Annotated in this window: 13 protein-coding genes; 4 read left to right on the forward strand and 9 right to left on the reverse strand. The window is 69.6% G+C overall.

What is annotated here, in order from left to right:
* Positions 1–110: 110 nt before the first annotated feature.
* Together MLE43_RS15010 and dut are read right to left on the reverse strand one after the other, a co-directional pair.
* Positions 111–3,647 carry a PKD domain-containing protein gene (locus MLE43_RS15010; protein ID WP_420843203.1) on the reverse strand — a complete coding sequence of 1,179 codons (3,537 nt, stop codon included), beginning with the start codon at positions 3,645–3,647 and terminating at the stop codon, positions 111–113.
* A gap of 188 nt (positions 3,648–3,835) precedes the next feature.
* Positions 3,836–4,291, reverse strand: a complete 456-nt coding sequence (gene dut, locus MLE43_RS13260; RefSeq protein ID WP_243304808.1) for a dUTP diphosphatase — start codon at positions 4,289–4,291, stop codon at positions 3,836–3,838.
* A gap of 154 nt (positions 4,292–4,445) precedes the next feature.
* Here dut and MLE43_RS13265 point away from each other — a divergent pair, with 154 nt between their 5' ends.
* Positions 4,446–5,576 carry a hypothetical protein gene (locus tag MLE43_RS13265; protein WP_243304811.1) on the forward strand — a complete coding sequence of 377 codons (1,131 nt, stop codon included), beginning with the start codon at positions 4,446–4,448 and terminating at the stop codon, positions 5,574–5,576.
* A 137-nt stretch (positions 5,577–5,713) separates the two neighbouring features.
* Positions 5,714–6,262, forward strand: a complete 549-nt coding sequence (locus MLE43_RS13270; RefSeq protein WP_243304813.1) for a metal-dependent hydrolase — start codon at positions 5,714–5,716, stop codon at positions 6,260–6,262.
* A 9-nt stretch (positions 6,263–6,271) separates the two neighbouring features.
* Here MLE43_RS13270 and rlmN read toward each other — a convergent pair whose 3' ends face one another.
* From rlmN to MLE43_RS13295, 5 genes are read right to left on the reverse strand one after another with little or no spacing between them, the layout of a single operon-like run.
* Positions 6,272–7,348 carry a 23S rRNA (adenine(2503)-C(2))-methyltransferase RlmN gene (rlmN, locus tag MLE43_RS13275; RefSeq protein WP_243304815.1) on the reverse strand — a complete coding sequence of 359 codons (1,077 nt, stop codon included), beginning with the start codon at positions 7,346–7,348 and terminating at the stop codon, positions 6,272–6,274.
* Positions 7,349–7,377: 29 nt separating this feature from the next.
* The gene (locus MLE43_RS13280; RefSeq protein WP_243304817.1) at positions 7,378–8,262 is read right to left on the reverse strand and encodes a DMT family transporter; all 885 of its coding nucleotides are present in this window, start codon (positions 8,260–8,262) and stop codon (positions 7,378–7,380) included.
* Positions 8,259–8,687 (reverse strand): hypothetical protein, encoded by a 429-nt coding sequence (locus MLE43_RS13285; protein ID WP_243304819.1) that lies wholly within the window; start codon positions 8,685–8,687, stop codon positions 8,259–8,261. Before MLE43_RS13285 ends, MLE43_RS13280 begins: the two co-directional genes overlap by 4 nt.
* The gene (locus tag MLE43_RS13290; protein ID WP_243304820.1) at positions 8,687–9,148 is read right to left on the reverse strand and encodes a GNAT family N-acetyltransferase; all 462 of its coding nucleotides are present in this window, start codon (positions 9,146–9,148) and stop codon (positions 8,687–8,689) included. Before MLE43_RS13290 ends, MLE43_RS13285 begins: the two co-directional genes overlap by 1 nt.
* The gene (locus MLE43_RS13295; RefSeq protein WP_243304822.1) at positions 9,145–9,594 is read right to left on the reverse strand and encodes a carboxymuconolactone decarboxylase family protein; all 450 of its coding nucleotides are present in this window, start codon (positions 9,592–9,594) and stop codon (positions 9,145–9,147) included. Before MLE43_RS13295 ends, MLE43_RS13290 begins: the two co-directional genes overlap by 4 nt.
* 85 nt (positions 9,595–9,679) lie before the next feature.
* On the opposite strand from MLE43_RS13295, the gene pdxR reads away from it, so the two are divergent.
* Positions 9,680–11,113 carry a MocR-like pyridoxine biosynthesis transcription factor PdxR gene (gene pdxR, locus MLE43_RS13300; protein WP_243304825.1) on the forward strand — a complete coding sequence of 478 codons (1,434 nt, stop codon included), beginning with the start codon at positions 9,680–9,682 and terminating at the stop codon, positions 11,111–11,113.
* Here the strand turns inward: pdxR and MLE43_RS13305 are convergent.
* Positions 11,110–12,378: a M16 family metallopeptidase gene (locus tag MLE43_RS13305; RefSeq protein ID WP_243304827.1), complete on the reverse strand. Its 1,269-nt coding sequence runs from the start codon at positions 12,376–12,378 to the stop codon at positions 11,110–11,112. The two genes, pdxR and MLE43_RS13305, sit on opposite strands and share 4 nt — an antisense overlap.
* 38 nt (positions 12,379–12,416) lie before the next feature.
* Positions 12,417–12,725, reverse strand: coding sequence for an ArsR/SmtB family transcription factor (locus tag MLE43_RS13310; protein WP_243304830.1), 309 nt, complete (start codon positions 12,723–12,725; stop codon positions 12,417–12,419).
* 133 nt (positions 12,726–12,858) lie between these two features.
* Here MLE43_RS13310 and MLE43_RS13315 point away from each other — a divergent pair, with 133 nt between their 5' ends.
* Positions 12,859–13,845, forward strand: a complete 987-nt coding sequence (locus MLE43_RS13315) for a quinone oxidoreductase family protein (protein WP_243304831.1) — start codon at positions 12,859–12,861, stop codon at positions 13,843–13,845.
* Positions 13,846–13,877: the final 32 nt, after the last annotated feature.

The raw sequence follows: 13,877 nt of genomic DNA on the forward strand, positions 1-13,877 counted from the left end.
AAGGACCTGAAGGTTGAAGTCGAGGGCATCGGGAGCGGGCCCCCGTCCCCCAGACGAGAGCCCTCCGGAATCAACCGGAGGGCTCGCTCTCAGGTCAGGTTGTTGTGCGTCTAGCGGGTCACGTACATCCCCTTGGTCGTGCCGAACGAGATTCGCCGCTGGCCTGTGGCACCGCAAAACCCAAGGCTGTTGATGGGGATGCCCCCCTTCAGGTCTGGAGACGACCAGATCGTGGCACCGGACATCGGATCCACGGCGAGGAGTTTAGCGGAGGAAGGAGGGTAGGAGTTCCCTCCGAAGGAGACAAGGAGGTTCTTCCGGGCGAAGTCCGACTCCTCCAGGTGCAGGCTCTGTGCCCCAGCTGCCGGGAACGATGCGGCCACCTGCAGGTTGGCATCGAAGCGGTAAACCCGCAGGGCGCCTCCGCTCGTCGAATAGCCAAGGACGTAGATCTCCGGCTTACCATCCCCATCCGTATCCGCCACCAGCAGGTCGCTCCCCGTGATGGCATAGCTGGCCGATTCCAGATAGGTTCCCGCCGCCACGGACTTGGAGAACACCACGAGCCGGTTTCCAGCCAGGGCGATGATCTCGGGCTTCCCGTCCCCATCCAGGTCTGCCACCGCGGCGTCCCGCCCGCTTCCCAACCCCGTGCTGGTCCAGATGGAGATCTGGTGCGCCACGTCCCAGGCATAGACATAGCCGTCAGTGGTGATACCCACGAGATCGGAAACACCATCCGCATTGAGGTCGGCGTGAGCAATGGCCGCCGCAGAACCGAGTTTCATGCTGGACCACATTTTCATGCTGGTCGCGAAATCGATCGCGGTGAAGTAGTTGTCGTACCAAGCGGCCGTTCCCAAGAGCACCTGGTCGAGGCCAGTTCCCAGCACATCCCCGACATCACAGGCCGAAACCCTGGACCAGTTGCTGTCCACTTCGGTGGATTGGCTCATGGCGCCGGTATCAGGGTCCATCGCCAGGACTCGCATGCCCTGGTACCCGCTTGCCGTTTGGGGTGTGGCATAGATGAGGCGAGTCTGCCCAGGGGCGGTGGTCGCAAGCTTAGCGCCCGTGAACGGGCCGTCGAGCTGGGGACTCGGGCCCTTCCACTCCACCGCGAGTGTGGGATTCCAGCCTGCGACCACGAGGACATCGGCTCCCGAAGAGCTCAGGCCCGTACCCCAGATGAGCTCTGCCTTCCCGTCTCCATCCAGATCACCCGCGGCAAGGCCGCTCACGCCGTGATCTTGGGAATTGATCTGGGCGACCACCGCTCCGGCCTTGGTCTGAGAATCATAGCGGTAGACCGTCACATTGCCCCACTGGCCGTCTCCGACCAGGATCTCCGCCTTGCCGTCGCCGTCCAGGTCGACCAGCTTGATGGAGTCGAAGTCGAATCCACTGATCTCCCAGAGGGGCGACTTCAACGTGGCGCTGTAGACCCTGACGGGAGACCAGCCCACAAGACCGATGATCTCCGCCACCCCGTCGCCATCGACATCGCCGGCATCCACGACGGAACCGAAGCCCGCACCGTAGTACCACTCGTTGGCGTGGGTGCTTCCATCGAACACGTAGCCGCCAGAGGTGATGATCTCGAGGGCAGGATCGGAATCGACGTTGGCCACGGCCAGTGACGATCCCATGCTGGGCTGGCTGGTCTTCCACTTCAGGGCCAGCGTCCTGGCGTCAAGGACATAGAGCCAGTCCGTCCCTCCGTAGCTGCCTTCGCTGCCAAGGCAGATCAACTCAGCCACGCCGTCCTTGTCGACGTCCGCAAATTTCAAGGCTTTCCAGGTCACCAACGCGGTGGGGCCACCGAGATCGGACAGCACCCCGCCGAATCGGGCAGCCTCCCGGCGGTTCACGCCATCGAGCTGGACAATTAGGTTCCCGGACGCGAAAAAGATTTCCCGGCGTCCATCCCCATCGACATCTCCCGAAGCCACGGCGCTGATGACCGAGCCCTGTCCGGGATCGAAGGGGTAGGCCCAGGTCTGCACGTACTCCGTCCCGACCTTGCCCAGGATGTAGAGCGATACATTGCTCCCGATCAGGGCCACCTTCGATCCGTTGCCATCGAAGTCCTGGATGTCGAGGCAATGGCTCCCGAGGGGAACGCCCGGATTGGTCCGCATGAGCGGGTACTTGCGGTTGGGATCATTCAGCGTGATCGTGCCTGTCAGCCTGGCGGTCGGATCCGCCTTCAGCCGCACGGCCCAGTTGAAATCCATGGATTGGTCGAACATGGGGCCCGAGGGGCTCCACGTCACGAGGCCTGCCTTCGTAATGGTGAAACCGGCAGGCCCGAACTCCATTTCGAGATCCCCTATCGCGTCCCCGTCCACATCGACTGCGCTCACCGGGAAGCTGACGGTCTGCCCCACCGAAGCCGTCGTGGGGGCCGAGACGCTTAGGGTCGCAGGGGTATCCACGATCGTCACTTGGGCTGTGGAAGTCGCTGAGAGAGTTCCATCCGAGGCCGTCACGGTGAGGGAAATCACGTCGTTCTTGGCCTGGTTGCCCAATGGATAGGTCGCCTCGGTGGCGCTGGGAACAACGACTCCGTTCCGCTTCCAGGTGTAGGCATAGGAGAGGGGATCGGCGTCAGGATCCGTGGCCTTGACCACCGCACTGATGGCATCGCCCCGCTTCGGAGCTGAAGGGGCCAGGGCAACACTGGTGATGGTGGGTGCGCGGTCCACCACGTGGACCGTGGCGGCGCTGGGAAGAGAGTTTGCCTGGCCATCATTCACGAACAGGACGAACTGCAGATCGCCGTCTATGGCCGGGGCCGAAAAGGTCGGGTTCGCGACATTCGGGTTCTGAAGGCTGACGACCGTTCCTCCAGTCTGCTCCCAGTGGTAGGACAGGGGATCCAGGTCTGGATCACTCCCAGACCCTGCCAGCGTGACCTGCGCGCGCCGCCCCACGGTCTGGTTCGGCCCGGCGTTCGCTATCGGCATGCCGTTGCTGGAGATCTCGATCGTGATGGTGACCGTGACGGGCTGGGAATTCGTTTCACCATCATTGGCCAGGGCGCGGAAGGTCAACACCCCGACTGTGCCTGGAGCGACAAAGGTGGCCTTCGACGCGCCCAGAGGCTGGAGACTCACGGCAGTTCCGCTGGTCTGGACCCAGCTGCACGTCACGGGGTCTCCATCCGGGTCTGTGCTGAGGGATCCATCCAGAACGCAGGCGCTGTTCGCCTTGACTGTCGCATCACCAGAGGTGACGGCCACTGGCGGACGATTCTGTACCAGGACGGAGGACAACGCAGGGGAGGAGGCCACCTTCCCGTCATTCACCACCAGAGAGAAGGCCAGGGTTCCCGACACAGAGGGGGCGACGAAGGAGGGCTTGGCACTTGTGGCGCCATTGAGCACCACCGAAGGGCCTCCAGTCTGGGTCCATGCGTAGGTCAGGGAGTCTTGGTCCGGGTCGCTACTGGGACTCCCATCCAAGGTGACGATGGACCGCTTGTACACGGTTTGAATGGAGCCGGTGGCAGCGACCGGGGGGTGGTTCGTGGACCCATTGCTTCCACCGCCGCCACAGGCGGCCATCAAGAAGATCAGCAGACTTGCCATCAGACCGCTGAACAGTGATTTCCTGATTCCGCAGGATGAGCTAGGTGGTCTCATGAATTCCCCGCAAAAAAACGCCCCATTTGCGAATAGCCCTTGGGGCCAACATCTCTATGAATATGGCTGCGCAAAATCAGTTCTGAACAGACATTAGCAACCTTTATGTCCGTTTTCATCTAATCCTTGGATCGAGGCAGACCTCGGGATGCGGCTCCACGCCCAGTGAAGGTCGCGCGATTCGATCCTCAGCGCCCGGTGCTGCCGTAGCCGCCGCCGCCGCGCTCGGTGTCGCCCAGAGCCTCGACGCTGGGCTCGGGAACCCAGGTCCAGCTCTCCACCGGGGCCACCAGGAGCTGGGCGATGCGCTCGCCCCGGCGCAGTTCAAACGGTGCATCTCCATGGTTGATGAGGAGCACCTGCACCTCGCCGCGGTAGTCGGCGTCGATGGTGCCGGGCGCGTTCAGCACCGTGAGGCCGTGGCGCAGGGCCAGCCCCGACCGGGGACGCACCTGGCCTTCGAAGCCCTGGGGGATGGCCAGCACCAGCCCCGTGGGCACCAGCCGCCGCTGCCCCGGGGCGAGCGCCCACGTGTCCCCGGCCGGGATCGCCGCCCGCAGGTCCATGCCCGCCGCATGGGCCGTGGCCGCGGCGGGCAGGTCGAGGCCGAGGCCGTGGGGAAGCTGGTGGACCGGAATGCGCATGCACCAAGGTTCCCAGGCGGAGAGGCCGCGGTGCAAAGGGAAATCCCAGGGCCGGCTGCCGGGCAGGATCCCGCTCTTCCTTGGCCGGGACCCGCGCCCTGCGTACACTCGACCTTTGGCCCGGGCATCCCGGGCCATCCTGTTCTGGAGGCTCATGGCCCGCGCTGGCCGCCGATGCTCCGTCCCGCTCCTCCTGGGGCTCGCTGCGGCCGCCTTCCTGGGTTGCCAGCGCGAGGACCCGCAGATCCGCGTCCTGACCGAGCAGGCCGCCCAGGCCGACGAGGCGGGGCGGCAGCTCCGGCAGGCCTGGAGCGCCCAGTTCCGGCGGCTGGCCCTGGTCGGCGTCCGGAACCTCCGCCTGGACGCCAGCCCCATGCTGCTGACGGCGGAGCAGAAGCGGGCCCTGGAGGCGCGGCTCCGCACCGAGCGGGACAGTTCCCGCCGGGGCCTGCTCCAGGAGATCCTGGACAAGGAGGCGGAACTCCGGGTGCTGAGCGACCGCCTCATGACGCTCAAGACGGCCCTTCCCCCGCCGGAGATCACCCAGGCGAACGACAGCCACTACGGGCTGGCGCTGCGCTTCCTCAAAGGCCGGGGCCTCTCGGAGGAGGCCGCCCGGCGGGCCCTCGCCCAGGTGCCCCTGGCGGAGCGTCTGGCGCCCGGCTTCGAGGTCTACCACTTCTTCGTCCGCGGCGAGTACGGCACCTGGGTCTCCCAGGGCGGAGCCGCGGTCTCGCCCCGGGACCTGGAGCGCCGGGAGCCGGACCCCCTCCCCGGCCAGCGGGACGCGGCGGTGGCCACCAGCCGGCGGCTCCAGAGGCAGCTCGGCGTCCTGGAGACCCAGAAGCGGCAGATCGAGCGCGAAATCTCCGGCATCCAGGCGGAGCGGCTGGGTTTCCTCGAAGGGCAGGCCCGCCTCCGCTGGGAGAACGCCGACCAGCTGGCCCGGCTGAATTCCCTGCACTACCTGGTCGGCGTGCGGGCCGCGCTGGAGGCGGAAGGGATCATCGAGGTCCCCTTGTTCGGCCTCGACCACTCGGGCCCGAACTGGCGGGATGCGGCGTTCACCCAGCACCTGGACCTCCGCACCGGCACCACCCTCACCATCCGGGCCCAGGACCTGGGCCTGAAGCGCATCGGGAAGGTGATTGTCGTCCCCGGCTCCTACACCGCGGGCGAGCACTACCGCCTGACCCTCGGCACCGATGGCCAGACCGCCACCGTGGACCTCCTCGCCCCGCCCCGCTTCAAGAACGACAAGGTGGTGTTCGCCGTCGAGGAGTGACCACCCGCTGGCCGCCCCGCGCCGCGCCGGATACCATGGAACGCCGCGCGCCTGCCGGCGGACCTCCACCCGATGCGGGTCCGGCCAGGCGCCCTCCGAACGGCCTCCAGCCAGTTCCCGACCTCCCGGATCCCCCCATGTCCTCAGTCTTCGGCCACGCCCTGGCCGGCCTCACCCTCAGCGCAGCCTTCCACCAGGGCCGGCCCCCCCGCCGGGTCCTGGCCTTCGCGACCGCCTGCGCCGTGGCCCCGGACCTGGACTGGTTCACCGCCTTCCTCGGGCTCGGGGGCACCAGCCTCGCCCACCGCGGGATGAGCCACTCCCTCCTCGCCCTGCTGCTCCTGGCGACCGTGGCCATGGTCCTCGGGTTCCGGTCCCAGCTCCGGAGCCTCCGCCTCTGGGCCTGCCTGCTCTCCGCCGCCTTGTCGCACAGCCTGCTGGACGCCTGCACCTTCGGGGGGACGGGCGTGGCCTTCCTGCTGCCCTTCTCCGAGGCGCGGTTCGTCTGCGTCTGGCAGCCCATCTTCGTATCGCCGATCCCCCTCTCCGGGAAGCTCCTCGACTGGCTGCTGTTCTCCCTGGGCACCGAGGTGGTGTGGATCGGCCTCCCCGCCTTGCTGGTGCTCAGTGTGCCCCGGGCGCTCCAGTGGCTCCGGCTGCGCCGGCGCTCCGAGGAGACGCCCTGACCTGACGGCTCAGCGGCCCTTCACCAGCTGCCCGCAGGCGCCCTGCACATCCCGGCCCCGGCTGCGGCGGACGGTGACGAAGCAGCCGCGGGCCTTCAGCCACTCGGCGAACTGCTGCACGCGGTCCTCGCCGGGCTCGCGGAAGGCGCTGGCGGCGTGCTCGTTCATGGGGATGAGGTTCAGGTTGTGGCCGCTGCGCAGGTCGCCTAGCCAGTCCGCCAGGCGCTGGGCGTCGGCCTCGGTGTCGTTCTCGCCGGCGAGGAGCACGTACTCGAAGCAGAACTTCTCGCCGCGCTTCGGGCCCCAGTCGTCCAGGGCCTTCCGCAGCCGCGCCAGGTTCCACACGCGGTTCACGGGCATGGTCCGGCTGCGCGCCGCGTCCGTGGTGGCGTTGAGGCTGAGGGCGAGCAGGGGCCGGGGCTCCAGCTTCGCCAGCTTCTCGATGCCGCTCACCAGGCCCGAGGTGCTCACGGTGATGCGGTTCTTCCCCAGACCCAGACCCGCCGGGTGGCACATGAGCCGGATGGCGCGGTGCAGGTGGTCGAGGTTGTGCAGGGGCTCGCCCATGCCCATGAACACGAGCGTCAGCTCGTGCCCGCGGTCCGGCCCGAGCTCCGCCATGAGCGTCAGCACCTGGCCCAGGATCTCGCCGGGCTGGAGGTTGCGCAGGATGCCCATGCTGCCCGTGGCGCAGAAGGTGCAGCCCATGGCGCAGCCCACCTGGCTGGAGATGCAGTAGGTGACGCGGGGGTTCCGCACCTTGCGCGGCATGTGGACGGCTTCGATGCGCTTGCCGTCCGTCAGCTCCAGGGCCAGCTTGGTGGAACCGTCCGCCGAGGGCTGCCGCTCCGCGAGGCGAGGCAGGCGCAGGTCCGCCACGCCCTCCAGCCAGCGGCGGATGCCCGAACCCAGGTCCGGCGCGCCGTCCCTCCAGGTCCAGGGCCGGTGCAGGCGCTTGAAGGTCTCCAGGGCGCTGCCCGGGCAGCCGAGCGTAGCCAAGTCCTCCGGAAACAGCGACCAGGCCGAAGGCAGGCCCTCCCGCTCGGGGGCGGGGCGATCCCAGGGCATGGGCGCGGCGTTCGTCATCCCTCCAGTCTATCGGCCCGGCCGGTCGCTCAGGCCCGGGCCAACCGGGGGCGGGCCCCGGGCAGCACGAGGAGGTTGCCCGCCAGGCAGAGCGCGGCGCCCAGGGCCAGGCCCCAGTGCCACCGGAGGCCCTCCACGACCGTGGAAAGGGCCAGGGCCACCACGGGGATGGCGACCATGGCGTAGCCGGCCCGGCCGGCCCCGATGCGGCCCACGAGCGTGAGGTAGGCGCCGAAGGCCAGGATCGACCCGAACACGGCCAGGAAGGCCAGGGACCCCAGGTAGTGGAGCGAGGCGTCGAAGGTGAAGGGCCGGCCCGCCAGCGCGCAGTAGAGGGCCACGAAGACCGCGCCGTAGGCCATGCTCACCGCGTTGCCCTGCATGACCGGGATGCCGTGCCGCTGGTTGCGCTGGGAGACCAGATTGCTGAGGCTGGCGGCCACGGTGCCGCCCAGGGCCAGCCCCAGCCCCGCCTGGAGGGACCCGGCGCCGAAGCCCGCACCCGGCAGGCACACCAATCCCACCCCGATGATGCCCAGGGCCACCCCCATGAGGGCCTTCCGCGCCACCGGCGTCCCGAAGAAGACCCGCGCCCCGAGCAGGTTGAGGATGGCCAGCAGGGAGAAGATCACCGCCATGAGGCCCGAGGGGATCCGCTGCTCCGCGAGGTAGACGCAGACGTAGTTGATCCCGAACATCAGGGCGCCCTGGAGGGCCAGCCAGCCGTGCTCCCGCCGCGTGAACCGCAGCTTCAACCCCCGCAGGAGGCACCAGGCCGCCAGCAGGAGGGCGGCGAGGGCGAAGCGGTAGACCACGGAGACCTCGGGCGCCACCCGCCCGTACTGGAAGGTGATGGCGATCCAGGTGGACCCCCAGATCAGCACCGACACGAGGTAGAGGGACAGGTCGTTCATGGAGCCTCGGATTCAGGGCGGCGCGCCAGGAGCAGCGCCGCTGCGGACGCGGAGAAGACAGAGTAGTCGAGCGGTTCCTTGGGGCCGAAGGAGACCGCCATGGCGAGGCCGAAGACGGCCAGGAGGCCCGCGCTGGCCAGAGCCGCGATCCGGGCCGCCCGGCCCCGCAGCGGCAGGAGCAGCGCCAGGCCCAGGCTGGTTTCCGCGACGGTGGCCGCCCAGGCCAGGAAGGGGATGGTGCGGGCGGGCATGAAGCTGTTCACCTGGGCGGTGTACTTCATGAAGTTGGCGAAGGTGCCGTAGCCCCGGCCCGGACCCCACCACCCGAACCGGGAGGCGATCCCCGAGAGGAAGGCCGCGCCCAGGGCCCACCGCGCGTAGCGGAGGGCCCAGCGGTCGAGGGCGCGGGAGGCGGGGCCGGTCATCAGGCCCTCGCCGCCAGGTCCGCGTGTTCCGCCTGGTAGGCCTCGTAGGAGGTGGGAACCCAGCCCGCGCGGTTCATCTTCCAGCCGTTCTCGATCTTCTCCCAGCCCACGTGGACGTAGTAGTCCCGGGCCAGCGGCGCGGCCTGGAGCACCCACTGGATGCCCTCGCCCAGGCCCAGCGCCAGGTCCAGCAGCTGGCGGCCCACGCCCGCCTTCTGGAAGGCCGGATGCACGGCGAGATCGCAGACATAGCCATCCCAGACGAAGTCCGTCCAGCCGCGCAGGAGGCCCACGAGGCGATCCCCGTCATAGGCGCAGATCACCACGTTCGAGTCCGCGAACATGCGGCGGATGCGCTCGGGATCATGGATGGGCCGGCGGAGGGGCGCGGCCGCGTAGAGGGCGCGGATGGCCTCCACCGGGGGGATCCGGTCCAGGCGGTAGGTCAGGTCGGCGCTCATGCGGACACCCCGGGGAGATCCGGCTGCAGGCCCACGCCCAGGCGGTTCCAGGCGTTGATGAGGGCGATGGCGTAGGTGAGGTCCACCAGCTCCTGCTCGGTGAAGTGCTCGCGGGTGGCCGCGTAGAGGGCGTCGTCCGCCTCGTGCCGGCCGAGTTCGGTGAGCGCCTCGGTCCAGGCCAGGGCGGCCCGCTCCCGGGGTGTGAACACGGGCGCCTCGTGCCAGGTGGCCACGAGGTTCAGGCGCCGCGGGGGCTCGCCGCCCTCGAGGGCCGCGGTGGCGTGCATGTCCAGACAGAAGGCGCAGCCGTTGAGCTGGGAGGCCCGCACTTCGACGAGGTGGAGGAGGCCATGGTCCAGGCCGCTTCCATGAAGGTGCCGGACGACCTGCAGGAAGCCCTGGTACCCCTTGGGGGCGAGCTCGGGATGGGGTTTCGACGTGCGCATGGAGCCTCCGGGGCCGGGTGGCCACTTCCAGGATCGGCCCACATGGACCATTGAAAAGATCCATTTATGTCATTACAACTAGACCATGCGCCCCTGGGTCTTCCCCATCGCCCTCCAGCCCGGAACCTCCCGTGAGCCGGTCTTCCAGCAGATCGCCCAGGCCATCCGGGGCGACATCCGGCGGGGCCGTCTGCGGCCGGGAGACCCGCTGCCCGGGTCCCGCAGCCTGGCCATGACCCTGGAAGTCCACCGGAACACCGTGCTGGCCGCCTACCGGGAACTGGAGGCCGAAGGGTGGACCGTGGCGGAGCAGCGCACCACGCGCGTGGCCCGGGATCTGCCCCAGGCCCCCGCCGCCCCTCGGGTCGACTCGATGGGCCGCCCGGGCTATGACCTCGCCGGGCCGGGCCCGCGGCGGAGCCTCCGGGAGGTGGGCCTCCTGACCTTCGGAGGCGGACTGCCGGACCTCCGCCTGGTGCCCACGGAACTCCTGGCCCGGGCCTACCGGCGGGCGCTCGGCAGCCGCGAGCTGCTGGGCTACGGTGACGCCCGCGGCGAGGCGCGGCTCCGGCTCGCGCTGGCCCGGCTGCTGTCGGAGACGCGCGGCCTGGCCGCGTCCGAGGATCGCCTGATGCTCACCGGCGGCAGCCAGGGCGCCCTGGACCTCGTGGCCCGCACCCTGATCCGGCCCGGGGACCGGGTGGCGGTGGAGGACCCCGGCTACCCCGCGGCCTGGGCGACCCTGCGGGCCGCCGGAGCGGAGCTGGTGCCCGTGCCCGTGGACGAGGCGGGCCTGCGGGTCGAGGCGCTGGCAGAGCACCTGGCCGAAGCGCCCCTCCGCGCCGTCTACCTCACGCCCCACCACCAGTTCCCCACCACCGTGACCATGGGCGCCGCCCGCCGGCTGCGCCTCCTGGAGCTGGCGACCCGTCACCGGATCGCCCTCCTGGAGGACGACTACGACAACGAGTTCCACTTCGAAGGCCGTCCCGTGCTGCCGCTGGCAGGGGAGGACCCTAGCGGCGTGGTGATCTACCTGGGCACCCTGTCGAAGATCCTCGCGCCCGGACTCCGCCTGGGCTTCGTGGCCGGCCCCCGGGCCCTGGTGGAGGCCCTGGCCGCCCGCCGGGAGACGGCGGATGGCCAGGGGGACCACCTCCTTCAGCGCGCGGCCGCCGAGCTCCTGGAGGACGGTCTGCTCCAGCGCCACGCGCGCAAGATGCGGCGGATCTACCAGACCCGCCGCGAGGCCCTGGCCGGAGCCCTGCGCCGGCACCTGGGCGGGGCCGCAGCCTTCGACCTCCCGGCGGGAGGGATGAGCCTGTGGCTGCGGGTGGATCCCTCGATCGATGTGGAGGCCTGGGCGGTGTCGGCCCGCAAGGGGGGCGTGGGCATCACCACAGGCCGCGCCTTCGACTTCCTGGGCCGGCCCCGGCCCCACCTGCGCCTCGCCTTCTCCGCGCTGGACGAGCGGGAACTGGAGGAGGCCGTGCGGCGGCTGGCCCGGGCCCTGCCCTAGGCCACCAGGTCCTTCAGGCGGATCTCGCCGCCCTTCCGCGTGCCGAGGGCGCTGAGTCCCACCTGGGCGGGGTCCAGCAGGTCCTGGGCCACCCGCAGCAGATCCTCCAGGGTGACGGCCTCGATCTCGGCCATCTGCTGGTCGAGGCTGTACAGCTCCCCCTGGTGGATGGCCTGGTGGGCCAGGCTGAACATGCGGCTGCTGCTGCTCTCCTGGCTGAACACGAGGCTCGTGCGGGCCTGGAGCTTGGCGCGATCCAGCTCGTCGGCCGCCACGCCCGCCTCGCGGACCCGCGCGCATTCGGCCATCGTGCGCTGCACCAGCTCCCGGAGTTGGGCCGGGGCGCAGCTGGCGCTGATCTGGAGGGCGCCCGTATCCGCGTAGGGGCTGAGGTAGCTGCCCACCTGGTAGCAGAGGCCCCGGCGCTCACGCAGCTCCAGGAACAGCCGGGAGGCCATGCCGCCGCCCAGCACGTAGCTGAGCAGATGGGCCGCCGCCCGATCCGGAGAGCGGTGGTCCGGCGCGGGGAAGCCCATGACCAGGTTGGCCTGCTGGAGGTCCTTCCGGGGCACATTCAGCAGGAAGGGCTGGGTGCGGGCCGGCCGATGGGGGGCATGCTCCGTTCCCTTCGGCAGGCGATCCAGGAAGGGCTTCAGCAGGCCGTGGAAGGACTCCGGCTCGATGGCGCCCGCCGCGGCCACCACGAGGTTCGGCGCCCGGTAGGTGTGATCGAAGAAGGCCCTGGCCTCCGCGGGCCCGTAGGCCGACACCTGGTCGCGCCGCCCCAGGATGGGGTGGGCCAGGGGCGTGCCCTCCCAGAACCCGCCGTAGAAGAGCTCGCTCACCCAGTCATCCGGCTGGTCCTCGCTCTGGGCGATCTCCTCCAGGATGACGCTCCGCTCCCGGGCCAGTTCCTCCGCATCGAAGCGGGGTGAGGTCACCAGCTCCCCCAGCAGGTGCACCAGCTCCGGCAGCTGGTCGGCGAGCACCTTGCCATAGAAGCAGGCCACCTCCTTGCCCGTGAAGGCATCCACATGCCCCCCCAGGCGGTCCGTGGCCGCGGCCATCTCATCCGGCGTCGCGAAGGACTCCGTGCCCTTGAACACCGTGTGCTCCAGGAAGTGGGCCAGGCCCTCCTCCGCCGGCCCCTCATGGCGCGAACCCCGCCGCACCCAGAACCCCACCGAGCAGCTCCGCACGTGGGAGATGGGCTCGATCAGGATTTCGGTGCCGTCGGGCGTGAGGGTGCGGAGGGGTTCAGGCATCCCTCCAGTCTATCGCCCCGGCGTCTCAGAGCCTCGTCTCAACCGGGGACGGAGGCCTTGAGGACCGCCTTCAGCAGGCCCGGGAAGCGGGTGTCCAGGTCCTGCTTCCGCAGGCTGTTGTAGCGATGGACGCCCTCCACCCGCGTCTGGATGAGCCCGGCTTCCCGCAGGACCTTGAAGTGGTGGCTCAGCGTGGCCTTGGTGACAGGCAGGCCGAAGGTCCCGCAGGCCAGTTCCCCGTCTCCCGCGAGCCTGCGCACGATCTCGAGGCGCGTGGGATCGCTCAGCGCGTAGAGCACCGCGGGGAGGTCGAGCTGTTCGCGCCCGGGATGGTGGAGGCTCCGCATGGATCCAGGATGCCCGGATCCGGGCTCCGGTCATCAAATATTTTGATTGTTTTCAAACTATTTTCATTGACCGGGAGCCCTCGGTGGATTTATCAATCTATTGTTTGATCATAATCAAACAATAGGAGACGCCATGAGCCATCGCATCCAGTTCACCACACCCGGCGGCCCCGAGGTCCTCCAGTGGGTGGAGGCGGACCTCCCCGACCCGGGGCCAGGCGAGGTCCGCCTGCGCCACACGGCCATCGGCGTGAACTACATCGACGTCTACCACCGCAGCGGCGCCTACCCGGTGCCCCTGCCCGCGGTGCCGGGCTTCGAGGCCGCCGGAGTCGTGGAGGCCCTGGGACCCGGCGTGACGGATCTGGAGGTGGGCCAGCGGGTCGCCTACGTGGACGGGCCCACAGGCGCCTATTCGGAGGCGCGGAACCACCCGGCCGACCGCCTGGTCCCGCTGCCCGCGGGCCTGCCCGACGAGGCGGCCGCGGCCCTTCTCTTCAAGGGCCTGACGGCGCACATGCTGGTCCGGCGGGTGTGGCGGGCCGGGGCGGAACCTTGGGTCCTGGTCCACGCTGCGGCGGGTGGTGTGGGGCTGATCCTCACCCGGTGGCTGGCTCGCGAAGGGGCGAAGGTCATCGGGCTCGTGAGCAGTCCCGGGAAGGCCCGGATGGCAGAGACCGAAGGCGCCGTAGCCACCCTCGTCGTACCCAGGAGTGCCGCCTACGATGGCGTCGCCGCTGAGGTCCGCCGGATCACGGGAGGCCGCGGTGTGGGCACCGTGTTCGATTCGGTCGGACGCGACACCTTCGAAGCCTCCCTGGACAGCCTGGCCCCCTTCGGGCTCCTGGCCTCCTTCGGCCGGAGCAGCGGCCCCCTGCCCCTGGTGGACCCCGCGGATCTGGCGAAGCGCGGCTCCCTCGGCGTCCAGCGGCCCAGCATCTTCCACCACATCGCCGATCCCGCGACCCTCCGCGCCGCCGCCGCAGAGGTGTTCGCCGCGCAGGCACAGGGGATCATCCGGGCCCACATCCACGGCACCCTTCCCCTGCGCGAGGCCCCCCAGGCCCATGCCCTGCTCGAGTCCCGGGCGACCCGGGGCGCCCTGGTGCTCCTCCCCTGAAGGTTCTCGGATGCCGCCTGGCGGGGGGCAAA

Origin of the sequence: Geothrix oryzisoli (genome assembly GCF_022808865.1) — a bacterium.
Classification (GTDB): Bacteria; Acidobacteriota; Holophagae; order Holophagales; family Holophagaceae; genus Geothrix; species Geothrix oryzisoli.

What these genes read in the sequence shown, in the direction of transcription:
- dut (WP_243304808.1), bottom strand. Translation starts at nt 4,291, where the DNA reads ATGCGCATTCCGGTCCACCAGCTTCCCCACGGCCTCGGCCTCGACCTG.
- MLE43_RS13310 (WP_243304830.1), bottom strand. Translation starts at nt 12,725, where the DNA reads ATGCGGAGCCTCCACCATCCCGGGCGCGAACAGCTCGACCTCCCCGCG.
- MLE43_RS13305 (WP_243304827.1), bottom strand. Translation starts at nt 12,378, where the DNA reads ATGCCTGAACCCCTCCGCACCCTCACGCCCGACGGCACCGAAATCCTG.
- MLE43_RS13280 (WP_243304817.1), bottom strand. Translation starts at nt 8,262, where the DNA reads ATGAACGACCTGTCCCTCTACCTCGTGTCGGTGCTGATCTGGGGGTCC.
- rlmN (WP_243304815.1), bottom strand. Translation starts at nt 7,348, where the DNA reads ATGACGAACGCCGCGCCCATGCCCTGGGATCGCCCCGCCCCCGAGCGG.
- MLE43_RS15010 (WP_420843203.1), bottom strand. Translation starts at nt 3,647, where the DNA reads ATGAGACCACCTAGCTCATCCTGCGGAATCAGGAAATCACTGTTCAGC.
- MLE43_RS13290 (WP_243304820.1), bottom strand. Translation starts at nt 9,148, where the DNA reads ATGAGCGCCGACCTGACCTACCGCCTGGACCGGATCCCCCCGGTGGAG.
- MLE43_RS13285 (WP_243304819.1), bottom strand. Translation starts at nt 8,687, where the DNA reads ATGACCGGCCCCGCCTCCCGCGCCCTCGACCGCTGGGCCCTCCGCTAC.
- MLE43_RS13270 (WP_243304813.1), top strand. Translation starts at nt 5,714, where the DNA reads ATGTCCTCAGTCTTCGGCCACGCCCTGGCCGGCCTCACCCTCAGCGCA.
- pdxR (WP_243304825.1), top strand. Translation starts at nt 9,680, where the DNA reads ATGCGCCCCTGGGTCTTCCCCATCGCCCTCCAGCCCGGAACCTCCCGT.
- MLE43_RS13315 (WP_243304831.1), top strand. Translation starts at nt 12,859, where the DNA reads ATGAGCCATCGCATCCAGTTCACCACACCCGGCGGCCCCGAGGTCCTC.
- MLE43_RS13295 (WP_243304822.1), bottom strand. Translation starts at nt 9,594, where the DNA reads ATGCGCACGTCGAAACCCCATCCCGAGCTCGCCCCCAAGGGGTACCAG.
- MLE43_RS13265 (WP_243304811.1), top strand. Translation starts at nt 4,446, where the DNA reads ATGGCCCGCGCTGGCCGCCGATGCTCCGTCCCGCTCCTCCTGGGGCTC.